Origin of the sequence: Serinicoccus sediminis, from assembly GCF_004153545.1 — a bacterium.
Taxonomy (GTDB): domain Bacteria; phylum Actinomycetota; class Actinomycetes; order Actinomycetales; family Dermatophilaceae; genus Ornithinicoccus; species Ornithinicoccus sediminis_A.
The window spans coordinates 107,936-128,352 of record NZ_SDVA01000005.1 but is presented as its reverse complement, the minus strand read 5'-3'; the positions used below and the strand labels follow the sequence as shown (position 1 = coordinate 128,352).

The 20,417-nt window shown below is 73.6% G+C and carries 24 protein-coding genes and 1 riboswitch; of the genes, 5 read left to right on the top strand and 19 right to left on the bottom strand.

The features are described 5' to 3' along the window. Positions 1 to 77: 77 nt before the first annotated feature. Positions 78 to 407 (top strand): hypothetical protein, encoded by a 330-nt coding sequence (locus tag EUS26_RS06515; protein WP_130012369.1) that lies wholly within the window; start codon positions 78 to 80, stop codon positions 405 to 407. 73 nt (positions 408 to 480) lie between these two features. Here EUS26_RS06515 and EUS26_RS06510 read toward each other — a convergent pair whose 3' ends face one another. Both EUS26_RS06510 and EUS26_RS06505 read right to left on the bottom strand, forming a co-directional pair. Further along, a complete protein-coding gene (locus EUS26_RS06510; RefSeq protein ID WP_130012368.1) occupies positions 481 to 1,104 on the bottom strand; it encodes a rhodanese-like domain-containing protein in 624 nt (207 codons plus the stop codon). A 121-nt stretch (positions 1,105 to 1,225) separates the two neighbouring features. Beyond that, positions 1,226 to 2,587, bottom strand: a complete 1,362-nt coding sequence (locus tag EUS26_RS06505; protein ID WP_130012367.1) for an MBL fold metallo-hydrolase — start codon at positions 2,585 to 2,587, stop codon at positions 1,226 to 1,228. A 133-nt stretch (positions 2,588 to 2,720) separates the two neighbouring features. On the opposite strand from EUS26_RS06505, the gene EUS26_RS06500 reads away from it, so the two are divergent. Next, entirely contained in the window at positions 2,721 to 2,978 is a 258-nt protein-coding gene (locus EUS26_RS06500) for a metal-sensitive transcriptional regulator (RefSeq protein WP_130012366.1), read from the top strand. A 55-nt stretch (positions 2,979 to 3,033) separates the two neighbouring features. Here EUS26_RS06500 and EUS26_RS06495 read toward each other — a convergent pair whose 3' ends face one another. The 3 genes from EUS26_RS06495 to EUS26_RS06485 form a co-directional block, all read right to left on the bottom strand. Next, on the bottom strand, positions 3,034 to 3,654 hold the full coding sequence (locus EUS26_RS06495; protein WP_130012365.1) for an L-threonylcarbamoyladenylate synthase: 621 nt from the start codon (positions 3,652 to 3,654) through the stop codon (positions 3,034 to 3,036). A 66-nt stretch (positions 3,655 to 3,720) separates the two neighbouring features. After that, positions 3,721 to 4,533, bottom strand: a complete 813-nt coding sequence (locus EUS26_RS06490; RefSeq protein WP_130012364.1) for an alpha/beta fold hydrolase — start codon at positions 4,531 to 4,533, stop codon at positions 3,721 to 3,723. A gap of 55 nt (positions 4,534 to 4,588) precedes the next feature. After that, positions 4,589 to 5,596, bottom strand: coding sequence for a GNAT family N-acetyltransferase (locus EUS26_RS06485; RefSeq protein WP_130012363.1), 1,008 nt, complete (start codon positions 5,594 to 5,596; stop codon positions 4,589 to 4,591). A gap of 73 nt (positions 5,597 to 5,669) precedes the next feature. Here EUS26_RS06485 and EUS26_RS06480 point away from each other — a divergent pair, with 73 nt between their 5' ends. Continuing rightward, complete coding sequence (locus EUS26_RS06480) at positions 5,670 to 6,389, top strand: DUF421 domain-containing protein (protein WP_165368525.1); 720 nt, start codon at positions 5,670 to 5,672, stop codon at positions 6,387 to 6,389. On the opposite strand, the gene EUS26_RS06475 is transcribed toward EUS26_RS06480, so the two are convergent. Next, complete coding sequence (locus EUS26_RS06475; RefSeq protein WP_130012361.1) at positions 6,297 to 7,577, bottom strand: APC family permease; 1,281 nt, start codon at positions 7,575 to 7,577, stop codon at positions 6,297 to 6,299. The genes EUS26_RS06480 and EUS26_RS06475 overlap by 93 nt on opposite strands. Positions 7,578 to 7,591: 14 nt before the next feature. Further along, entirely contained in the window at positions 7,592 to 8,023 is a 432-nt protein-coding gene (locus tag EUS26_RS06470) for an OsmC family protein (protein WP_130012360.1), read from the bottom strand. Positions 8,024 to 8,041: 18 nt separating this feature from the next. On the opposite strand from EUS26_RS06470, the gene EUS26_RS06465 reads away from it, so the two are divergent. Continuing rightward, entirely contained in the window at positions 8,042 to 8,665 is a 624-nt protein-coding gene (locus EUS26_RS06465; protein WP_130012359.1) for a histidine phosphatase family protein, read from the top strand. On the opposite strand, the gene EUS26_RS06460 is transcribed toward EUS26_RS06465, so the two are convergent. The 12 genes from EUS26_RS06460 to EUS26_RS06405 form a co-directional block, all read right to left on the bottom strand. Continuing rightward, positions 8,662 to 10,200, bottom strand: a complete 1,539-nt coding sequence (locus EUS26_RS06460; RefSeq protein WP_130012358.1) for a glutamate-cysteine ligase family protein — start codon at positions 10,198 to 10,200, stop codon at positions 8,662 to 8,664. The genes EUS26_RS06465 and EUS26_RS06460 overlap by 4 nt on opposite strands. A 115-nt stretch (positions 10,201 to 10,315) precedes the next feature. Next, positions 10,316 to 13,219: an aminomethyl-transferring glycine dehydrogenase gene (gene gcvP, locus EUS26_RS06455; protein WP_130012357.1), complete on the bottom strand. Its 2,904-nt coding sequence runs from the start codon at positions 13,217 to 13,219 to the stop codon at positions 10,316 to 10,318. Positions 13,220 to 13,302: 83 nt separating this feature from the next. Further along, positions 13,303 to 13,398: riboswitch (glycine riboswitch) on the bottom strand. A gap of 59 nt (positions 13,399 to 13,457) precedes the next feature. Beyond that, the gene (locus EUS26_RS06450) at positions 13,458 to 14,051 is read right to left on the bottom strand and encodes a MerR family transcriptional regulator (protein ID WP_130012356.1); all 594 of its coding nucleotides are present in this window, start codon (positions 14,049 to 14,051) and stop codon (positions 13,458 to 13,460) included. Positions 14,052 to 14,154: 103 nt separating this feature from the next. Further along, positions 14,155 to 14,652 carry a bifunctional nuclease family protein gene (locus tag EUS26_RS06445; protein ID WP_130012355.1) on the bottom strand — a complete coding sequence of 166 codons (498 nt, stop codon included), beginning with the start codon at positions 14,650 to 14,652 and terminating at the stop codon, positions 14,155 to 14,157. 70 nt (positions 14,653 to 14,722) lie between these two features. Then, a complete protein-coding gene (gene ftsR, locus EUS26_RS06440; protein ID WP_202865073.1) occupies positions 14,723 to 15,502 on the bottom strand; it encodes a transcriptional regulator FtsR in 780 nt (259 codons plus the stop codon). Beyond that, positions 15,499 to 15,960, bottom strand: a complete 462-nt coding sequence (locus EUS26_RS06435) for an FHA domain-containing protein (protein WP_130012354.1) — start codon at positions 15,958 to 15,960, stop codon at positions 15,499 to 15,501. The genes ftsR and EUS26_RS06435 overlap by 4 nt, the downstream gene beginning before the upstream one ends. Positions 15,961 to 16,052: 92 nt before the next feature. Further along, positions 16,053 to 16,442, bottom strand: a complete 390-nt coding sequence (gene gcvH, locus EUS26_RS06430) for a glycine cleavage system protein GcvH (protein WP_130012353.1) — start codon at positions 16,440 to 16,442, stop codon at positions 16,053 to 16,055. Between the two features lie 65 nt (positions 16,443 to 16,507). Beyond that, a complete protein-coding gene (locus EUS26_RS06425) occupies positions 16,508 to 17,338 on the bottom strand; it encodes a DUF881 domain-containing protein (protein WP_130012352.1) in 831 nt (276 codons plus the stop codon). After that, positions 17,339 to 17,671 carry a small basic family protein gene (locus tag EUS26_RS06420; RefSeq protein WP_130012351.1) on the bottom strand — a complete coding sequence of 111 codons (333 nt, stop codon included), beginning with the start codon at positions 17,669 to 17,671 and terminating at the stop codon, positions 17,339 to 17,341. Continuing rightward, positions 17,668 to 18,588: a DUF881 domain-containing protein gene (locus EUS26_RS06415; protein ID WP_130012350.1), complete on the bottom strand. Its 921-nt coding sequence runs from the start codon at positions 18,586 to 18,588 to the stop codon at positions 17,668 to 17,670. The genes EUS26_RS06420 and EUS26_RS06415 overlap by 4 nt, the downstream gene beginning before the upstream one ends. Next, entirely contained in the window at positions 18,585 to 19,217 is a 633-nt protein-coding gene (locus EUS26_RS06410) for a CDP-alcohol phosphatidyltransferase family protein (protein WP_130012349.1), read from the bottom strand. The genes EUS26_RS06415 and EUS26_RS06410 overlap by 4 nt, the downstream gene beginning before the upstream one ends. A 52-nt stretch (positions 19,218 to 19,269) precedes the next feature. Next, a complete protein-coding gene (locus tag EUS26_RS06405; RefSeq protein ID WP_130012348.1) occupies positions 19,270 to 19,746 on the bottom strand; it encodes a hypothetical protein in 477 nt (158 codons plus the stop codon). A 117-nt stretch (positions 19,747 to 19,863) separates the two neighbouring features. Here EUS26_RS06405 and EUS26_RS06400 point away from each other — a divergent pair, with 117 nt between their 5' ends. Next, positions 19,864 to 20,346: a VOC family protein gene (locus tag EUS26_RS06400; RefSeq protein WP_130012347.1), complete on the top strand. Its 483-nt coding sequence runs from the start codon at positions 19,864 to 19,866 to the stop codon at positions 20,344 to 20,346. The last annotated feature ends 71 nt before the right edge of the window (positions 20,347 to 20,417 follow it).

The following is a 20,417-nucleotide window of genomic DNA, read 5'->3' as shown; positions in this document are numbered from 1 at the left end:
GGTCCCGGCGCGCGTGACCCTCCTCTGCCATGATGGTCACCCGCGACATCCCCCGACGACGAGGAAGTGCCAGACCGATGCCGAACACCTTTGAGGCCGTCTCCCCCTCCGGCCACGAGCGCAGCGCGGCCTTCCTCGCGGTCGAGCAGCCGGAGCAGCGGCTGGAGGACTACATGGAGCGCTCGCAGATGCACCGGGGGTCGCTGCGCGAGCAGGACGGCTACACCGTCCCGTTCCGGGACGGCGGCCAGGTCCGCATCACGGTGCGCGAGGGCGAGGGCGAGCAGGCCGCCGGGCTGCTGTTCGAGGTCGATGCGCCGACCGAGGAGCGCCGCACCTACATCGAGGGCGAGGTCGAGGTCGAGCTCGGCGACGGGGCCGACAGCCTCACCTGGGACCGCGACTGACCGTCCGCGGGCACGACGGGCGGGCGCCCGGTCGGCCCACGGCCGGCCGGCCCGGGGCCCGGTCCGCGTCCCGTCAGCCCTGCGGAGCGCCGACGGAGGCGTTCGACCGCTCGGACAACCCGCGCAGGGCACCCTCGAGCTGGCGGCGACCGCCGCGGTTCCACGGCATCCGCATGAGGGCCTGGCCCATGGCGCAGGTGTTGCTGAGCGCCGCGAACGTCAGCCCCCCGCCGATGCCGGCGGCGACCCACTTGGCCCCGGGCACCAGGGTGCTGGCGAGGACCGAGGTCAGCACGACGCCTCCGGCGACGAGGCGCACCTGACGCTCCAGGTCCCAGGGGCCGGAGGTCTCGGCGACCTCGCCGCCGGCACCGCTCCACGCCTGCATCCCCCCGGTCAGCACGTGCATCCCCTCGCTGCCGGTGCCCGCCAGCGCCTGGGCGGCCGCGGAGGCGCGGGCTCCCGACCGGCAGACCAGGACGACGTCCTGGTCGAGGTGGTCGGCGACCGACCGCGCGTGCTCGGTCAGCGTGGCGAGCGGGATGTTGTAGGAGCCCGGCACGTGCCCGGCGGCGAACTCGCCGGGGGTGCGGACGTCGAGGACGCGGGGGGCGGACCCGCCCGCGAGCCAGGCCCGCAGCTCGGCGGCGCCGATCTCGACGGGGTGGGCGGGGGTACGCGTGGGCGTGCTGGTCATGGAGAGTCTCCTCTGAGGTCGGTGGTCGTGCGGGACATGGACGTGCTGCGGGCGGCCGTGTCGGCCACGGTGGTGGGACAGGGGTGGTGCCGGCGGACCGGCGAGCCGGCCCGGGGTCGGCTCAGGCGTCCGCCTCGGTGACGGGCAGCCCGCAGGTCCGGGCCTGGTCGAAGGCGTCGTCGATCGCCACGGTCGGGCGTCCGGAGGCGGCGACGACCGAGGCCCCGACGGAGGCACGGTAGCCGCCGGCGCAGTGCACCCAGACCTCGCCCTCCGGCACCTCGGCGAGACGTCGGGCCAGCTGGCCCAGCGGGATGTTGACCGCTCCGTCGACGTGGCCGGCGGCGTACTCCTTGGGGTTGCGGACGTCCAGGACGGCCACCGGACGGTGGTGGCGCACCTGCGCGAGGTCGGCGAAGGTCGCCTGCCGCAGCGTGGCCAGCGGCGCGTCGGTCCAGTCGCGGGGCTCCCCGGTGCTCTGCCCGGCCAGCTCGTCGATGCCGATCCGCACCAGCTCGCGCTGCGCCTGGGCGACCTGCTCGGCGTCGTCCCCGAGCAGCGTGAGCGGGGTCCCCCACGGGATCATCCACCCCAGCCAGGTCGAGAACTGGCCGTCCAGGCCGATGTTGAGGGTGCCGGGGACGTGGCCCGCGGAGAACGCCCGGCGGTGGCGCAGGTCGACGACCCACTCCCCCGCCTCCAGCCGCTGGCGGAGCACCTCCTTGTCGGCGCGCGCGGGCAGCTCCAGGCTGACCTCCTCCGGGCCCTTGGCGTTGGCCGGCCCCATGTGGGCGTAGTAGGCGGGGAACAGGTCGAGACCGTCGAGGGTCTCGCGGACGTAGTCCTCCACGTCCTGGCGCAGGACCGGGTTCTGGGCGAGCTCCTGCCCGATGGTCGACGCGTCCCCCTGCGCCTGGGTGGCCGAGCAGAACGAGCCGAAGCCGTGCGTGGGCATGACCTGGGCCTGCTCGGGCAGCTCCGACGCCAGCCGGCGGGCCGAGGCGTGCTGGTGGCGCGCGAGGGTCTCGGCGTGGTCGTCGCCGAGCAGGTCCGGACGCCCGGTGGACCCGAACAGCAGCGAGCCGCCGGTGAAGACGTAGGGGTCCTCGCCCTCGAGGGCGTAGGACAGGTGGGTGAAGGTGTGCCCGGGCGTGTGGATGGCCCGGACCCGCAGCGTCGGCGAGACCTCCACGAGGTCGCCGTCCCCGATGGGGGCCCGCTCGAAGCCCACCGGGTCGTCCCCGTTGACGTGGTAGGCCGCACCCGTGCGCCGGGCGAGCTGGTAGCCACCGGTGACGTAGTCGTTGTGGATGTGCGTCTCGAAGACGTGGGTGACCCGCACCCCCTCGCTCTCGGCGAGGTCGAGCACGCGGTCGATGTCGCGCTGCGGGTCGACGACGAAGGCCACCGCGCCGTCGTGGACGAGGTAGCTGCGGTCACCGAGGGAGGCGGTCTCGATCGGAAGAACCGTGGGGGTGGGCATCGCTGCTCCTTGCTCGTGGCTGCTCGTGGTCGCGCAGGCGTCGTCGTGGCACGGAAATGCCGGCGTCGACGACTGCATACCCCCCAGGGTATAGCATGTGACGCCCGCATGCCCCCAGGGGTACCCTGAGAAGGTGGAACTTGCGCCCGAGACCGTCAAGCCGTCGATCACCCGCCTGCGCCGCGCCCACGGGCAGCTGGCGGCCGTCATCCGCATGCTGGAAGAGGGCCGGGACTGCGAGGACGTCGTCACCCAGCTCGCCGCGGTGAGCAAGGCTCTGGACCGCGCGGGCTACAGCATCATCGCCAGCGGCCTGCGCCAGTGCCTCGTCGAGGAGGACGGCGAGGTCGACACCCAGAAGATGGAGAAGCTCTTCCTCTCCCTGGCCTGACGCCGCGGGTGCGGCCGCGGCGGGCCGGTGCCCGGCACGACGCACCGCACCCCGCTCACCGGAACGGCGTGGGGTCCCCCGAGCCCACGCGGAGCACCTCGGCGCCGCCCTCGGACAGGTCGACCACCGTGGTCGGCTCGCAGCCGGTCTGGTCGCCGTCGATGACGACGTCCACCTGGTGGTCCAGTCGCTCCTTGACCTCCCAGCCGTAGCCCAACGGCTCGTCCTCGCCGGGCATGAGCAGGGTGCTGGTGAGCAACGGCTCCCCCATCTCCGAGAGCAGGGCACGGCAGATGGGGTGGTCGGGGATGCGGACCCCGACCGTCTTCTTCTTGGGGTGCAGGAGCCGCCGGGGGACCTCCTTGGTCGCCGGCAGGATGAAGGTGTAGCACCCCGGGGTGGCCGCCTTCACCGCCCGGAAGACGGTGTTGTCCAGCTGCACGAACTGGCCCAGGTGGGAGAAGTCCGCGCACATCAGGGTGAAGTGGTGGCGGTCGTCGAGCTGGCGGACGGAGACGATCCGCGCCTTGGCGTCCGGGTCGTCCAGGCGGGCGCCGAGGCTGTAGCAGGCGTCGGTGGGGAAGGCGACGAGCCCGCCCTCGTTCAGCACCTGGGCCACCTGCCGGACGAGGCGGGGCTGCGGGTCGACCGGGTGGATGTCGAGGAAGCGTGCCATCGTCCGACTCTAGCCACCTAAAGGCCTGCGCGGCAGCCCCTCGGTGCCACCGGCCGGCGTCGGCCGTCAGCCGGCGCGCAGGAAGTGCCGCAGCGTGGCCGTGAACGCCTGCGGCTGCTCGGAGTGCACCCAGTGCCCGGCGCCCTTGATGGTGACCTGGACGGTGCGCGGGAAGAGCGCGCGCATCGGCCCCTCCTGCTCGCTGCTGATGTAGGGGGACTCGCTCCCGCCGACCCACAGCACCGGCCCGTCGAAGGTGCGGCCCTCGTGCGGGACGTCCCCGGTGATGCTGCCGAGGTCACGCAGGAGCACCTCGAGGTTCGGCTGCCACCCGAAGGCGTGGGTCTGCGGGTCGCGGCGCAGGTTCTGCAGCAGGAAGCCGCGCAGCATGCGCGAGTCGACCGCCTCGGCCAGCTCGGCGTCCGCCTGCCCGTGCGAGGAGATCGACCCCAGGTCGATGGCCAGCAGGGAGGAGATGAGGTGCTCGAACTCGCTCACCTCGCCCGCCCCGGTGGGGCTGATGTCGACCACCACGAGCCGGTCGACGAGCTCGGGTGAGCTGAGGGCGGCGGTCATCGCGGTCTTGCCCCCCATCGAGTGACCGACGAGGTGCACCGGACCGTCGGCGGCCAGCACCTGCAGCTGCTCGACCAGCATCGCCGCCGCGGTGGCGTAGTCGATGCGCTCGGTCCACGGGGACCGGCCGTGGTCGGGCATGTCGAGCAGGACGCACCGGAAGTCCGGCTGCAGCGCCTTGGCGATGCCGGTGAAGTTGCGCCCACGGCCGAGCAGCCCGTGGCAGAAGACCACCGTCGGGCCGCTCTCGCCGACGACGGTCTGGGCGAGCGGGCCGGGGGAGGCGACGGGTGCGGAGCTCACCACACCAGCCTAGGCCGCCCGCCCCCCGGGCCGGTCGGCACCTCCGCCCGGCCGATCACCCCGCCTGGCGCCGCTCCACGGTCTGCGGCACGGTCCGGCGCATCGCGCAGGTGCTGTGCTTCTGCACGAAGCCGAGCCGCTCGTAGAGGCGGGTGGCCCCGGTGAGGCTGTCGGAGTCGACGTCGAGCTCGATGACGTCGAAGTCGCCGCTGCGCTCGGCCTCCGCGATGGTCCGGGCCAGCGCGGCAGCGGCGATGCCCCGCCCCCGGGCCTGCGGGACGGTGCCGAGGATGGTGACGTAGGCCTCCCGCTCCACCCACTGCCCGACCATGACGTAGGCCAGCACCTGACCGTCGAGCTCCCCGCCCCGGCCCCAGACCAGGGTCGAGACGGCGGGACGCGCGCTGCGCGAGGTCCAGTGCTCGTGCCAGTGCTCGGGGGCCGACGGGCCGGACCCCCAGTGGTCGCGGAAGGCCGCGTTGTGCGCCAGCCGCACCGCCTCCTCGTCCTCGGGTCGGGGGGCACGCAGCTCCACGCCCTCGAGCTGCGGCACCGCCGGGCCGTCGGTCACCGGCCGCCCCAGCAGGTTGAACCAGCGGACCACGGCATACCCGCGGTCGCTGAGCAGCTGCTGGGAGGTGGAGCCCTGCCGCCCACCGGAGGCGGTGAGGTAGGCCGGTGCGCCCGGGTGCCGCTCCCCCACCAGCTCGGTGGCGCGCGGCTCCAGCCGGTCCAGCAGGGCGCTCCCGAGCCCCCGGCCCCGGTGATCGGCGTGGACGCCCCCGCTCACGATGCCCCGGGCCGTGCCCTCGTGGTCGGTGGTCGGCGGCGCCAGGGCGACGCCGTAGGCGACCATGGCGTCCTCCTGCCAGACCGCCCAGGAGTCCGTGGCCGGGTCGTGACCGGGTGAGCGCAGCTCCTCGACCAGGTCCTCCGCGGACAGGAACTCCTCGGTGCCGTCGACCACGGCCAGGTGGTTGACCAGGTCGGACCAGGCCGGGGCGTCGTCCTCGGTCAGCCTGCTCCATCGGTATGCCGTGCCCGGCTCGGTGCGCTCGTCCATGGTCCTAGCCTGCCCGACGGCGCCGACCGACCTCCACCGGTTTGTCGGGACACCGTCTGCCACGATGTGTGCCATGCGCGACCTGTGGCACTACATCGGCATCACCCCCGCCGGGGCGATCGCCGTGGTGCTCAGCACGGTGACGATCTACTTCGTCTTCGGCGCGGTGCTCCGGCTCTGGGGCCAGCGGCTCTACTCCAGCCCGCGCAGCCTCGACCTCGCCATCGTCACCGTCCTCGGCGCCATCGTGGGCCGCTCCACCATGGGCCACGTGCCCACTCTCACCGGCGGGCTCATCGCGCTCGGCACCCTGGCCACCCTGGAGGTGCTCTTCCGCAACCTGCGCCGGCTGCCGCTCCCCCAGCTCGACGAGCAGTCCCGCGCGCGCGCCGCCGTGCTCGTCGTCGCCGGCAAGGTGCAGACCGACACGATGCGCACCTACGGGCTGACGACCCCCATGCTGTGGAGCGCCCTGCGCCAGGCCGGGGTCAGCCACCTCACCCAGGTCGCCCTCGTCGTCCTCGAGCCCAACGGGCAGATCTCCGTGGTGCGGGCGGGCCAGGCGATCCACCCCAGGGCGCTGCTCGGCGTCAAGGGCGCCCACCGCGTGCAGGAGCACCTGCGCAGCGCCGGCCACCTGCACACCGGGCCGGCCGAGCAGCCTCGGGCCGCGCACCCCTCCGAGCCCACCACGGGCTCCTCACCGCGCAGCGTCCCGTCGCCGGGTCAGGGCGTAGCCGACCAGCCCCAGGGCGAGGACGGCCAGCCCTCCGGCGACGGCGGCTCCCGGTAGCGCGCTGGCCAGGGTGAGGCAGCCCGCGAGGCCGAGCGCGGGCACCCACGGCGCCCCGCGCCAGCGCCCCCGCAGCGTGAGGGCGCTGGCGTTGGCCACCGCGTAGTAGAGCAGGACCCCGAAGCTGGAGAAGGCGATGGCACCGCGCAGGTCGGCGACGAGGACCACCACGACGAGCACCCCGCCGACCGCGAGCTCCGCGGCCCGCGGCACCCGGCGCGGACCCGACAGCCGGGCCAGCGGCCGCGGCAGGTGGCCGTCCCTCGCCATCGCCACCGTGGTGCGCGAGATGCCGAGCAGCAGGTTGAGCAGGGCCCCGAGCGCGGCCAGACCGGCGACCACCCGCACGACCCACGACCCCTGCCCGGGCACGATCGCGGCGGCCAGCTCGGCCAGGGGTGCCGTCGCCCCGGACAGCGCCGGCAGGCCGAGCCCGTGCAGCAGGGCCACCGCGACGAGCAGGTAGGTCAGCAGCACCACCGACAGCGACACCACGACCGCCCGGGGGATGGTGCGCGCCGGGTCCCGCACCTCCTCCCCCAGGGTGGCGATGCGGGCATACCCGGCGAAGGCGAAGAAGAACAGTCCGGCCCCCTGCAGCAGGCCGAGGAGGTCGCCGCCCACCGCCGGAGGGACCCCCGCCTGGACCGTCGACCCGGGCCGGGCGAGGGTGGCGGCGACGACCACCAGCAGGGTGGCCAGCACCACGGCCACCAGGACCCTGGTCACCCGGGCCGAGCGCTGCACCCCGGCCAGGTTGAGCGCGGTGACCGTGAGGACGGCACCGACCGCCGCGAGCCGCTCGCGCCCCGGGGCGAGGTAGGCGGCCGCGGTCATCGCCATGGCGGCGCACGAGGCGGTCTTGCCCACGACGAACGACCACCCGGCGAGGTAGCCCCACAGCGGGCCCAGCCGCTCCCGCCCGTAGACGTAGGCGCCGCCCGCCGCGGGGTGGCGCGCCGCGAGGGCCGCGGAGGACAGGGCGTTGCAGGCGGCGACCCCACCGGCCAGCAGCACGGCGAGCAGCAGCGCCGGCCCGGCGGCCTGTGCCGCCGGGCCCCACACGGCGAAGACCCCGGCCCCCAGCATGGCGCCGAGGCCGACGGTGACCGCGTCGCCCGCCGTCAGCGTCCGCAGCAGCCGGTCCGGGCCACCTGGGGCCTCGGGCCCGGGACGGGGCGTCGGCATCCCGCCGGTCGCGCTCAGCGGATCTCGAAGTCGACCCGGGTCGGCAGGGCGACCGTCCGGGAGACGGTGCACAGCCGGTCCCGGGACTTCGCGACCGCGTCCGGCAGCCGGTCCCGGGCTGCCTGCCCGTCCTCCCCCTCCGGGAAGGTGACCTCCACGGTCACCGTGACCGGGCCGAGGTGGTTGCCCTCCTCGTCCCGCAGCTTCTCCGCCCCGGCCGTCACCGCGAACGCCGTGGGCTCGGCCTTGCGAGAGGTCAGCAGGTCGATGTCGATCCCCGAGCACCCGGCCACCGCGACGAGGAGCAGCTCGACCGGGGAGAACGCCGTGCCGTCCTCACCGGCGCCCATCCCCACCGGGATCGAGCCGCCCCGGGCGTTCACCGCCTCGAACTGGCCGGGACCGGTGCGGGTGAGGGACACGGAGCGGTATGCGTCGTCAGGCATGTGGGTAGTGTGCCAGGAATGGACGACCCCACCAGCGAGATCCCCGGCCCTGCCATCCCTCCGCACCGCCTCGTGCTCATCCGGCACGGGGAGACCGAGTGGTCCCGCTCCGGGCAGCACACCGGCCTCACCGACCTGCCCCTGCTCCCGGAGGGCGAGCAGGCCGCCGCGGGGCTGCAGAAGGTGCTGGCCGGGCTCACCTTCGCCCACGTCCGCTGCTCACCGCTGCAGCGCGCACGGCACACCGCCGAGCTGGCCGGCCTCCGCGTCGACGAGATCGACGAGGACCTCAAGGAGTGGGACTACGGCGGCTACGAGGGGCGCAGCACCCCGGACATCCGCCGGGAGCTGGGCTACCGGTGGAACGTCTTCCACCACGGCGTCGTCCCCGGCGACACCCCCGGCGAGACCGTGGAGCAGGTCGCCGGGCGGGCCAGCGTGGTCCTGGAGCGGGTGTGGCCCCACCTCTTCGACGGCGACGTGGCCCTGGTGGGCCACGGGCACGCGCTGCGCATCCTCACCAGCGTCTACCTGCGTCAGGCCCCGCGGTTCGGCCAGCACCTCACCTTCGAGGTCGGGTCGCTGGCCATCCTGGGTCACCACCGTGAGCAGCCGACCGTGGAGGCCTGGAACCGCCGTTAGGCGGAGCGCCCGGCAGCGTCCTCCAGGTCGTCGACCGATCGCGCCTCCACCTCGGGCACCTCCCAGGTGTGGACCGGGGTGTTCTCCTCGGAGTGGTCCAGGTAGTGGCCGAACATGGCGTGCAGCGCCTCCCGCCGGGAGTGGCCTGCGGCCTCGTACGCCTGGGTGACGGCCACCTGCCAGCTGGCGCCGTTGGTCTGGGCCCGGCAGCGGCCCTCGATGATCGACAGGTAGTGGCTGCGGACCTCACGGCGCAGGCCCAGCGCGGCCAGTCCGTCGTCGGCGACCGACAGCAGGTGGTCGGCGACGAGGTCGACCGCTCGCATGGTGCCCAGACCCGGCCAGACCTGGGTGGCGGAGATGCCGTGCTTGGCGGCCTCACGGAAGTTGCGGTCGGCGTCGGCGAAGGACATCTTGGTCCAGATCGGCCGGCCGCTGGTCGTGAAGGACTCCAGCAGCCCGTAGTAGAAGCAGGCGTTGGCCACCGTGTCGACCGCGGTGGGGCCGGCCGGCAGCACCCGGTTCTCCACCCGCAGGTGCGGGACACCCTGGGTGGTGTCGTAGATGGGCCGGTTCCAGCGCCATACCGTGCCGTTGTGCAGCTTGAGGTCGGACAGGTGCGGCACCCCGCCGGCGGCGAGCACCGCCTTGGCGTCCTCGTCCGACCTCTCCGGCAGCAGCGCCGGGAAGGAGCGGACGTTCTCCTCGAACAGGTCGAAGATCGAGGTGATCCAGTTGCGGCCGAAGTAGGCGCGCGGCCGGACCCCCTGGTGCTTGAGCTCGATGGACCGGGTGTCAGTCATCTGGGTGAACAACGGGATCCGGGTCTCGGCCCACAGCCGGCGCCCGAAGAGGTAGGGCGAGTTGGCGCCGACCGCGATCTGCAGGCTGCTGATGACCGTCGCGGCGTTCCAGTAGACGGGGAAGTCGAGCGGCGTCACCTGCTGGTGCAGCTGCACCGAGGTGCACCCGGACAGCGGGCCGATGGTGTCGTGGTAGCTGTCCACGCGCTCCCCCGTGGGGCCCTCGATCTCCAGCTCGAGGCCCTCGCCCCGCTCCCGGATGAGGGAGTCGTTGAGCGCGGTGTAGCGCACCCCGTCGGACAGCCACGGCTGGTCGAAGAGCTCGGCCTCCAGCGTGGGGACGATGCCCACCGAGGCGACCCGGCAGTCGTGACCGCGGGCCGCGTCACCCGCGCGCCGCAGCGACTGGGACAGCCAGCGCTCCAGGCGCACGGCCTGGTCGCCGGCCATCGGCCGGGGCGGGACGTTGAGCTCGATGTTGTAGCGGCCCACCTCGGTCTGGAAGTCGCCCTCGCCGATGTCGGCCAGCACCTCCCGGTTGCGCAGAGCCGGGTCCAGCGAGGTGTCGTCGACGAGGTTCAGCTCGATCTCCAGCCCCATCTGCGGACGGGTGAAGTCGAACCGGCTGCCCTCCAGCATCTGCTCGAAGCAGTCCAGGTCGTCGCGGACCTTGGCCCGGAACGCCAGCCGCTGCTCCCGCGTGAACTCGCTGTGACTCACCTCTTGGCCCATGCGCTGAATCCTCACACACCGGGGCGCGCATGACCACCACCAGCGACGACCGCGCGGGTGGCCGGGTCCGGGGCGTGGCCCCGACGGGGTGCCCGGGGGCGCAGCCCCCTGCGGCTCAGGCCTCGAAGTCCTCCGGCGGCGGGCACGAGCACACCAGGTTGCGGTCGCCGTAGACGCCGTCGATGCGGCGCACCGGCGGCCAGTACTTGCGGTCGGGGTCGACGCCCTCCGGGTAGGCGGCGGTCATCCGGTCGTAGGAGGCGTCCCACTCCCCCGCCAGCGACAGCGCGGTGTGCGGGGCCCCGCGCAGCGCGCTGGCCTCGACGCCGCCCTCGGACCGCGCCGCCTCGTCCATCTCGCGCCGGATGGCGATCATGGCGTCGACGAAGCGGTCGATCTCGGCGAGGTCCTCGGACTCGGTCGGCTCCACCATGAGGGTGCCCGCGACGGGGAAGGACATCGTGGGGGCGTGGAAGCCGTAGTCGATGAGCCGCTTGGCGACGTCGTCGACGGTGACGCCGGTGGACTTGGTCAGCCCGCGCAGGTCGAGGATGCACTCGTGCGCCACCAGCCCGTGGTCGCCGGTGTAGAGCACGGGGAAGTGCTCGTCGAGCCGTCGGGCGACGTAGTTGGCCGACAGCACCGCCACCTGCCCGGACCGGGTGAGCCCCTCGCCACCCATGAGCCGGATGTAGGCCCACGGGATCTGCAGGATGCCGGCCGAGCCGAAGGGCGCCGCGGAGATCGGCCCGGGGCCGCTCTCCGGGCCGGCCTGGGCGTCGAAGGGGTGGTTGGGCAGGTAGGGCGCCAGGTGCTCGCGCACCGCGACCGGACCGACCCCGGGACCGCCGCCGCCGTGCGGGATGGTGAAGGTCTTGTGCAGGTTGAGGTGGCTGACGTCGCCGCCGAACTCGCCCGGCTTGGCGATGCCCAGGAGCGCGTTGAGGTTGGCCCCGTCGACGTAGACCTGGCCCCCCGCCTCGTGCACCAGCTCGCAGAGCTCGGTGATGGTGTCCTCGTAGACGCCGTGCGTCGAGGGGTAGGTCACCATGATGCCGGCGAGCTGGTCCCGGTGGGTCTCGATCTTGGCGCGCAGGTCCTCGAGGTCGATCTCGCCGGTGTCGGTGCTCTTGACGACCACCACCTTGAGGCCGGCCATGACCGCGCTGGCCGCGTTGGTGCCGTGCGCGCTGGCCGGGATGAGGCAGACCGTGCGCTGGTCGTCGCCGTTGGCCAGGTGGTACTGCCGGATGGCGAGCAGCCCGGCGAACTCGCCCTGGGCGCCGGCGTTGGGCTGCAGGGACACCCGGTCGTAGCCGGTGATCTCCTCCAGCCAGCCGCACAGCTGGTCGATGAGCTCGCGGTAGCCCGCGCTCTGGTCGGCCGGGGCGAAGGGGTGCAGCGAGCCGAACTCCGGCCAGGTGACGGACTCCATGGCCGTGGTCGGGTTGAGCTTCATGGTGCACGAGCCCAGCGGGATCATGCCCCGGTCCAGGGCGTAGTCCTTGTCCGAGAGCGTGCGCAGGTAGCGCAGCAGGGCGGTCTCGCTGCGGTGGCGGGAGAACACCGGGTGGGTGAGGTATGCCTCGTCCCCGGTCCGGGAGAGGTCGCCGAACAGCTGCTCGTCGGCGTCGTCGGCGTCGTCGTCGAAGCCGGCACCGTCCGGCAGCGACCCCGGGTCGGCGCCGAAGGCCTCGGCCACCGCGCGCAGGTCGTCGGTCGTGGTGAGCTCGTCGACGGACAGCAGCACGGTGTCGTCGTCGACCCGCCACAGGTTGATGCCGCGCTCCAGCGCGGCCGCGAGCACGTCCGTGGCCCGGCCCGGGACGCGCACCTGCAGGGTGTCGAAGAAGCGGTCCCCGGCGAGCTCGTGGCCGGCCTCGGTCAGCACCCCGGCGAGGGCGGTCGCCTGGGCGTGCACGCGTCGCGCGATCCGCCGCAGCCCCTCCGGGCCGTGCCACACCGCATACATCGACGCCATGACGGCGAGGAGCACCTGCGCGGTGCAGATGTTGGACGTGGCCTTCTCCCGCCGGATGTGCTGCTCACGGGTCTGCAGGGCGAGGCGGTAGGCCGGCTTGCCGTCGACGTCCTTGGACACCCCGACGAGGCGACCCGGCAGCGTGCGCTCCAGTCCCTCCCGGACGGCGAGGTAGCCGGCGTGCGGTCCACCGAAGCCCAGCGGCACCCCGAGCCGCTGGGTGCTGCCGACGGCCACGTCGGCGCCCCAGCGGGAGGGCGGCGCCAGCAGGGTGAGGGCGAGCAGGTCGGCGGCCGCGGTGACCAGCGCCCCGGCCTCGTGCGCCGCTGCGGCCGCGGCCGCGACGTCCCGGACCTGGCCGTCGGCGCCGGGGTACTGCACCAGCAGCCCGAAGACCTCCTGGCCGCCGGCCGCCGAGCGTAGGCCCTCGACGTCCTCGATGCCGGTCACGTCGGCCGTGACGACCGTCCACCCGATGGCCTCGGCGCGGGCCCGGACCACCGCCTCGGTCTGCGGGAAGACGTGCTCGTCGAGCAGCAGCACCGCGTCCTTGGCCGCCTTGCTGGACCGGCGCATGAGCGCCATGGCCTCGGCGGCGGCCGTGCCCTCGTCGAGCATCGACGCGCCGGCCACGGCCAGGCCGGTCAGGTCGGTGACCACGGTCTGGAAGTTGAGCAGCGCCTCCAGCCGGCCCTGGGAGATCTCCGGCTGGTACGGGGTGTAGGCGGTGTACCACGCCGGGTTCTCCAGGATGTTGCGCAGGACCACCGGCGGGGTCTGGGTGCCGTAGTAGCCGAGGCCGATCATCGGGGTGACCACGGTGTTCCGGCTCGCCAGGTCGCGCAGCTCGGCGATGACCGCCTGCTCGCTGGGTGCCGCCTCGATCGCGAGGGGCGCCGCCCCGCGGATCCCCTCGGGGGTGGCCGCCTCGACCAGGGCCTGGAGGCTGTCGTAGCCGACGACCTCGAGCATGCGCTCGACGTCCTCGGGGCGGGGACCGACGTGACGGGCGACGAAGTCGGGCGAGTGGTGGCTCATGGACGGACGGCTCCTTCGGGCTCGGGCCTGCGCTGGCACCTCCCCCTCTGCCGGCCCCGCGGGACGGGACGTTCCAGAGTCGCCTGCTCCGCGTGGTCCCGGCGCCTGAGAGCTTGGTGGGGAGTATGCCCCTTCGGCGCCTCACCGCAGTGCGGAGAGGACTCTCCCACGCGACGTCGTCAGCAGCCTCAATCTAGCAGGGTGGGCGCGGCCACGACGCCTCGGAGCGGCCGTGCCGTCAGGAGGTCTTGCGGGCCTTGCGCCGCGCCGAGAGCTCGTCGTCCGGGTGCTCCCCGACCACGACGTCGGCCCGCTCGCTGGGCAGCTGCGCGAGCTGGCCCTCGACCTCCCGCCAGACGCTGCCGACGGCGATCCCGAAGACGCCCTGGCCGCCACGGACCAGGTCGATGACCTCGTCGTCGCTGGTGCACTCGTAGACGCTGGCGCCGTCACTCATGAGGGTGATGTGCGCCAGGTCCTGGACGCCCCGCTCCCGCAGGGCCGTGACCGCGACCCGGATCTGCTGCAGCGAGACCCCGGTGTCGAGCAGCCGCTTGATGATCTTGAGCACGAGGATGTCGCGGAAGCTGTAGAGCCGCTGGGTGCCCGAGCCGGAGGGGTTGCGCACCGAGGGCTCCAGGAGCCCGGTGCGGGCCCAGTAGTCCAGCTGGCGGTAGGTGACGCCGGCGGCGCCGCACACCGTGGGCCCGCGGTAGCCGATGCCGTCGTCCAGCGCGGCGGTGTCCTCGGTGAACAGCAGACCCTGCGAGGCGACCGACTGCTCTGCCGGACGTCCGCTCGACCCGCCCGGCGCGTCTGCTCCAGCGTTCACCGGTCCTCCTCGCGTGTGTGGCTCGTGTGACTGACGTGCCGCGTGGGCACGGGTCGACGGTATGCGCAGGGGGTCCCCCGGTCAACGACGCCACGCCGGGACATCAGGCCTGACCCTCGTCCGGTCCCGACTCCCCCGGCGACTCGAAGTCCTCGGCCGACACCTCGTCGAGGAACTCGCGGAACCGCTCGACCTCGTCCTCCTCCTCGACCGCCATCGTCACGCCGACGTCATCGAGCAGCTCCTCGGTGGTCAGGATCGGGGTGGCGGACCGCAGCGCCAGCGCGATGGCGTCGGAAGGTCGGGCGGACAGCACGGTCTCACCGTCGAAGTGCAGCTCGGCATGGAAGATGCCGTCCTGGAGGCTGGTGATCCGCACCTCCTCCAGGGTGCGTCCGAGCGCACCGATCATCGTCACCATGAGGTCGTGGGTCAGCGGGCGCGGGGGCTCGACCCCCTGCTGCGCGTAGGCGATCGCGGTGGCCTCCGGGGCCCCGATCCAGATGGGGACGTAACGCTGCCCGTCGCGTTCGCGCAGCAGGACGATGGGGCTGTTGTTCGGCATCTCGACCCGGACACCGAGCACGTCGAGCTCTCTCACCCTGCCACGGTACCGCTCCTGCGGCGTGACCGTCGGACCAGGCGTGCCGACGGACCGGTGCCGCCTGCGCTCAGCGCTGCTGCAGCCCGGAGCGCACCAGGGCCACGTGCAGCGACAGGGTGTGCGCCAGCAGCTCGGCCTCCCGGTCGGCCGGGTCGGGGCCGGAGGCCCCTCGGGCCCGACGCCTGCGCAGCGGCTCCAGCAGCTGCTGGGTCAGCCCGATCTCGCGGTCCGCGGCCACCCGGAACAGCCGCAGGTGCCGCGCCTCGAGCCCGTAGCGCGACAGCGCGACCGCGGCCTCGGCCACGTCGACGTCGTCCGCGTGGTGCTTGCCCCCCGCGTCGGTGCGCAGCAGGCCGAAGGCCTTGAGCTGGGCGTAGGCCGCGGAGTCCAGCCCGGTACGCTCCCGCAGCTCGGTCGGCGAGAGCCGCACCGCCCTGCGCCGGCGCAGCGCCCCGGCGCTGAGGTCGGCCACCGGGGTCTCGGTCGGGGCCTCGGCCGGCGGGGCCGGGGCGGGCGCCGCCGCCGTCGGCTGCGGCGCCGAGGTGGTCAGACCGGGGACGTCCAGCCCACGGTCCAACCGGTCCAGCGCGTCCTTGATGACCTTGAGCGGCCAGAAACGGTCCCGCTGCGCGGTGAGGACGAACCGCAGCCGGGCGATGTCGGCCTCGGTGAAGGTCCGGTAGCCGGAGGCGCGGCGCTCAGGGCTGATGAGCCCCTCCTGCTCGAGGTAGCGGATCTTGGAGTCGGTGAGGTCGGGGAAGTCGCCGTGCAGCTGCTTGAGGACAGCCCCGATGGACACGCCCCTCGCCGGCCCGGCAGGAAGGTCGTCGTGGGCCGGGGAGCTCACGACCGACCGCGGTAGTAGACCAGCCGGAACTTGCCGATCTGCACCTCGTCGCCCTGGTTCAGCGGCATCTCCTCGATCCGCTGCCGGTTGACGTAGGTGCCGTTGAGCGAGCCGACGTCGCGCACGGCATACCCCTCGCCCTCCTTGACGAACTGCGCGTGCCGCCGGGAGACGGTGACGTCGTCGAGGAAGATGTCGCTGTGCGGGTGCCGCCCGGTGGTCACCTCCTCGGCGTCCAGCAGGAAGCGGGCCCCCGAGTTGGGGCCGCGCAGCACGATGAGCAGCGCCGTCCCGGGACGCAGCGCGTCCACGGTGCGCTGGTCGTCGGCGGACAGCCGGGGCGCCTCGTCGTCGAAGGTGTACTCCGCCGCGGGCAGGTCGGTGCCCCCAGGGATCCGCGCCGTCGTCGGGTCGGCACCCAGGTCGTGGTGCTCGCGGTCACGATCGTCGCCACTCATGGTGCTGACCTCCTCGTCGGTGGGTTGACGTACTGACCGTCGACCGGTGGTCGACGGTGGTGGCCCAACTCTACGTCAGGCCCGGGGACACCTCAGTCGAGCTGGCTCTGGTAGGCCTCGGCGTCCATCAACCCGTCCAGGACGGAGGAGTCGGCGAGCTTCAGCTCGTACATCCAGCCCTCGCCGTAGCTGTCCGTGTTGACCAGCTCGGGGGTGGCGTCGAGCTGCTCGTTGACGGCCGTGACCTCCCCGGCCAACGGGGCGTAGATGTCGCTCACCGACTTGGTCGACTCCACCTCGCCGCAGGAGTCACCAGGCGCGACGTCGTCGCCGACGGAGGGCAGCGAGACGTAGACGACGTCCCCCAGGGCGTCCTGGGCGTAGGCCGTGATGCCGACCCGCACCACCCCGTCACCCACGTCGCGGACCCACTCGTGGTCGGTCGTGTAGCGCAGGTCGTCGGGGTACTGCAAGGTGCTCATCGCTCTCCTCGGTCGGACGTACCGGTCGCCGCACGGTTCTCGGACGGCAGTGGCCTGACGTCGACCTAGGGGTCCTGGGTCGACGGGACAGGCTGAGCGTAACGAGGCTCGCTCGGCTCGTGCAACGCATCCACCAGCACCGTGTCGGCCTCCACCACGGTGACGCCCGCGCCGGCTCCGCGCAGGGAGTCCGAGAACCCCCCGGGGATGGCCATCGCCCCGGCGAGGGTATGGGCGTCCCCCACCGCGGTGATGGTGTAGGGGGTGCTGAGCGGCTGCCCGTCCACCAGGACCCGGCCCTGCTCGTCGGTGCCGACGTAGGAGGAGGCCACCACCCGGACCGTGCCGATCTGGATCGCCTCGGCACCGGCGTCCCGCAGCTCCTGGATGCCGTCCAGCAGCATCGTCTGGGTGATGACCCCGGCCTCGTCGTCGACCAGGACGGTGATGCCCGGGCCCTCGACCGGGACCGTGCCGGCGAGGATCTGGTAGGACTGCAGCCGTTGCCGGGCCGCTTCGGCCGCCGCCTCGTCGCCCTCGGCCCCCAGCAGCCGGGAACGGTCGTCCTCCAGCTCGGCGACCTCGGCACCGAGCTCCTGCGCCCGGGTGGTGACGTCGTCCAGGAGGGCCACCAGCTCGGTCTGCCGCAGCTGCTGCAGCCCCGCCTCCTCGGTGACCCGGGCCTGGGCCACGAGGGCCACCCCGAGGAGGGCGGTGAGCAGCGCCGCGACGAGCTGGCCCCGGGTGGGGTGGAAGCGGCCGAAGGCGCGCAGCCGGCGCCGGGCCTCCGCACGGCTGGGCAGCGGGCGGCGCCGCGACCATGGCGGCCGCCCCGCGCGCGGGTCCGCGGCGGGGGTGGGCTCCGGAGGCGGGGCCGGGCCGTGCTCGTCCGACACTCAGGCCCCCAGCAGGTGACGACGGATGGCCGCCACGTTGGAGAAGATCCGCAGCCCGAGCACGACGACCACGCCGGTGGACAGCTGCGCGCCCACGCCGAGCTGGTCGCCGAGGAAGACGATGAGCGCCGCCACGACGACGTTGGACAGGAACGAGATGACGAACACCCGGTCGTTGAAGATGCCCTCCAGCGAGGCCCGGGCGGCGCCGAAGACGGCGTCGAGCGCCGCGATGACGGCGATCGGGAGGTAGGGCTGGAGCCAGGACGGCACCTCGGGGCTGACGACCAGCCCCAGGACGACGCCGACCAGCAGGCCGAGGACGGGGATCACCGTGGCTCCTCACGGGTGGGGGTGGAGGTCGAGCCGGAGGGGTCGGCCGGCTCCGGGGTCTGCGGCGCGAGCTCGGTGGGGATGCGGCCCACGCGGGTGGTCAGGCGGGCACCAGGCCCGACGACGAGCTGGTCGCGGACCTCGACCTCGGAGCGCAGCCCGAACTGCCGCTCCAGCTCCAGCAGGTAGGCACCGGTCATGCCGGTGGAGAGCTCGGCCTGCAGGGCCTGTGGGTCGCCGATGGCCTGCACGACGTAGGGGGGCGTGAGCCCCCGGAAGTCGACGATGATGGCCTGGCCCGCGAAGCGGATCGCCGAGGTGCTCGTCAGGCGGTGGCCGTTGATGTCGACGACCTCGGCCCCTGCGCCCCAGAGCCCGTTGACGAGCAGCTGCAGGTCGCGGGAGGTGACCCGCTCGGGCTGGCTGTCCTCGCCGGGTGCCGCGTCGGTGGCGCGCTCGGCGTCCCGGAGGGTGACCTCGACGCCCGGCCCCTGGACCGCGACACCCCCGGCGCGCAGCTCGGCGTCGGCCAACCTGGAGCCGCTGCCGGTGGTCTGCAGCGCCTGCTGCTCGATGCCCCTGATCTCGGCCCGCAGGCTCGCCGCCTGCTCGCTGCGCTCGTCACCGAGCGCCTCCGCCGCGTCGATCCGGGCGATGAGCTGCTCCCGGCCGGCCGCCTCGGCCGGGTCCGGCGTCCGCAGCGTGGCCGCGGTCACCGTGAAGAGCAGGCCCAGACCGACCGCGGTGACGAACATCAGCCAGGTGCGGGTCCCCGAGGACGGGGCCAGCCCCTGGGCGCGCCGGTCCTGGGCCGCCGACGAGTAGCCCGGGCCCACGGGCGGGTCGAGCACCTCCTCGAGCAGGGCCATCGAGGCCGCCGGGTCACGGTCGGGCTCGGCCTGACGCCGGGGCCTCACCCGGGCACCCCGCTGCCGCGCCGCTCCCGCGCCATGACCGAGACCTGCCACCCGTAGACCAGCCCGGTCACCCAGTAGAGCACCGTGCCCCACCACACCAGGGCCCACCCGGACGCCAGGCAGAGCACGCTCCACCAGCCCGGCAGGTGGCCCAGCAGCACCAGCGGGAAGCCGCCCAGCAGGTTGAACGTCGCGGCCTTGCCGATGAAGGTCACCTCGGGGATGGGCAACCGGTACCGGTGGACCACCGGGTAGAGGAGCACGATGAACAGCTCCCGGGCGAAGAGCACCACGACCAGCCACCAGGGGATGACCTGGACGACGGCGAGCCCGATGACGGTGGCCGCGATGTAGAGCCGGTCGGCGACGGGGTCGAGCACCTGGCCCAGCCGGCTGGTCAGCCCGTAGTGCCGGGCGATCTTGCCGTCCGCGAAGTCGGACACCCCGGACACCACGAGCACCAGCGCCGCCCACCCCAGCTCGCGCTGAGCGAGTGCCCCCACGAAGACGGGCACCAGCGCCAGGCGCAGCATCGAGAGCAGGTTGGGCACCGTCCACAGCCGGTCGGTGACCGGCAGCACCCGCTGCCGGCCGGCCCGGCCGGAGCTGTCCCCCTGGACGTCCGTCATGCCGTCGAGTGTAGGCGCTGGGCGACGCCCCGCCCGCGTCGCGAAACGCCCGTCAGCGGGGGTGTGACTGGTCTGACACGGGTCCCGCGACCCCGTCCACCCGCCCCGCGGCCGCGGGCGCACAGCGGCCGACGAGCCAGAGGGCCAGCAGCACCACGCCGGCCCCGTGCAGCACCGCGGTCGCGCCGACCACCAGGAGGGAGAGGGCCACCACCGGGGCGACGGCCCCCAGCAGCACCTGCAGGACCAGACCGGCGGCCACCAGGCCACCCCCGACGAGCGCGGCGCGCTCGGCCGGCCCACCGGGCGGCAGCCGGACCACGTCCCAGCGCACGGCCAGGGCCAGCCCCGTCATGGCGGCACCGAGCCCGAGCAGGAGGGAGGAGGCGAGGGAGGTGAACCCGGCCAGGGCGAACAGTCCCTCGCGCACCGGGGTGGACGGCGTGGGCCGCCAGAGGCTGACCGAAGGCAGGCTCAGCAGGAGACCCACCACGAGGATGACGACGATCCAGGTCCACAGCCGGCGCATGGCGCGACCCTAGACCGTCGCGCCCTCCGGTGCCCGGCGATGAGTCCGGTGGGGGACGACGGTCATACCCCGCACGCACGCGCCACCGGGGCGCGTCGGGAGCGGGAGGAGACCGCCATGATCCATCTGGGGCACTGCCTGTGGTTCGACGACCAGGCCGAGGAGGCGGCGGAGTTCTACTGCTCCGTGGTGCCGGGCTCGCGCGTCCTGGAGGTGAGCCGGTATGCCGCGGACACGCCCTCCGACAAACCGGTCGGCTCGGTGCTGACGGTCGAGTTCGAGCTCGCGGGCGTCCGCTACACGGGGCTGAACGGCGGGCCGCACTTCACGCCCGACGAGGCCTTCTCCATCGTGCTGCGCACGGACACCCAGGAGGAGACCGACCACTACTGGTCGGCGCTGCTCGAGGGCGGCGGTCAGGAGAGCGAGTGCGGGTGGCTCAAGGACCGGTTCGGTGTCTCGTGGCAGGTCTACCCGACCGAGCTCGACGAGCTCACCACCCACGACGACCCGGAGGTCGCCCGGCGGGCGACCGAGGTCATGCTCACGCAGCGCAAGATCGAGATGGGCCCGATCCGGGAGGCCGCCCTCGGCCGGTGAGGAGGGGAGGTGACGCCGGGCCCGACCGGAGCCGGTGCCGTGCGCCGGCCGGGCCTGGTGACGTCGGGCGC

Bases quoted from the DNA above. Each gene is read 5' to 3' on its own strand.
- EUS26_RS06505 (WP_130012367.1), bottom strand. From the start codon at position 2,587: ATGCCCACCCCCACGGTTCTTCCGATCGAGACCGCCTCCCTCGGTGAC.
- EUS26_RS06410 (WP_130012349.1), bottom strand. From the start codon at position 19,217: ATGACGGACGTCCAGGGGGACAGCTCCGGCCGGGCCGGCCGGCAGCGG.
- EUS26_RS06405 (WP_130012348.1), bottom strand. From the start codon at position 19,746: ATGCGCCGGCTGTGGACCTGGATCGTCGTCATCCTCGTGGTGGGTCTC.
- gcvH (WP_130012353.1), bottom strand. From the start codon at position 16,442: ATGAGCACCTTGCAGTACCCCGACGACCTGCGCTACACGACCGACCAC.
- EUS26_RS06435 (WP_130012354.1), bottom strand. From the start codon at position 15,960: ATGAGTGGCGACGATCGTGACCGCGAGCACCACGACCTGGGTGCCGAC.
- EUS26_RS06510 (WP_130012368.1), bottom strand. From the start codon at position 1,104: ATGACCAGCACGCCCACGCGTACCCCCGCCCACCCCGTCGAGATCGGC.
- EUS26_RS06485 (WP_130012363.1), bottom strand. From the start codon at position 5,596: ATGGACGAGCGCACCGAGCCGGGCACGGCATACCGATGGAGCAGGCTG.
- EUS26_RS06515 (WP_130012369.1), top strand. From the start codon at position 78: ATGCCGAACACCTTTGAGGCCGTCTCCCCCTCCGGCCACGAGCGCAGC.
- EUS26_RS06495 (WP_130012365.1), bottom strand. From the start codon at position 3,654: ATGGCACGCTTCCTCGACATCCACCCGGTCGACCCGCAGCCCCGCCTC.
- EUS26_RS06470 (WP_130012360.1), bottom strand. From the start codon at position 8,023: ATGCCTGACGACGCATACCGCTCCGTGTCCCTCACCCGCACCGGTCCC.
- EUS26_RS06460 (WP_130012358.1), bottom strand. From the start codon at position 10,200: ATGGGCCAAGAGGTGAGTCACAGCGAGTTCACGCGGGAGCAGCGGCTG.
- gcvP (WP_130012357.1), bottom strand. From the start codon at position 13,219: ATGAGCCACCACTCGCCCGACTTCGTCGCCCGTCACGTCGGTCCCCGC.
- EUS26_RS06400 (WP_130012347.1), top strand. From the start codon at position 19,864: ATGATCCATCTGGGGCACTGCCTGTGGTTCGACGACCAGGCCGAGGAG.
- EUS26_RS06475 (WP_130012361.1), bottom strand. From the start codon at position 7,577: ATGCCGACGCCCCGTCCCGGGCCCGAGGCCCCAGGTGGCCCGGACCGG.
- EUS26_RS06465 (WP_130012359.1), top strand. From the start codon at position 8,042: ATGGACGACCCCACCAGCGAGATCCCCGGCCCTGCCATCCCTCCGCAC.
- EUS26_RS06480 (WP_165368525.1), top strand. From the start codon at position 5,670: ATGCGCGACCTGTGGCACTACATCGGCATCACCCCCGCCGGGGCGATC.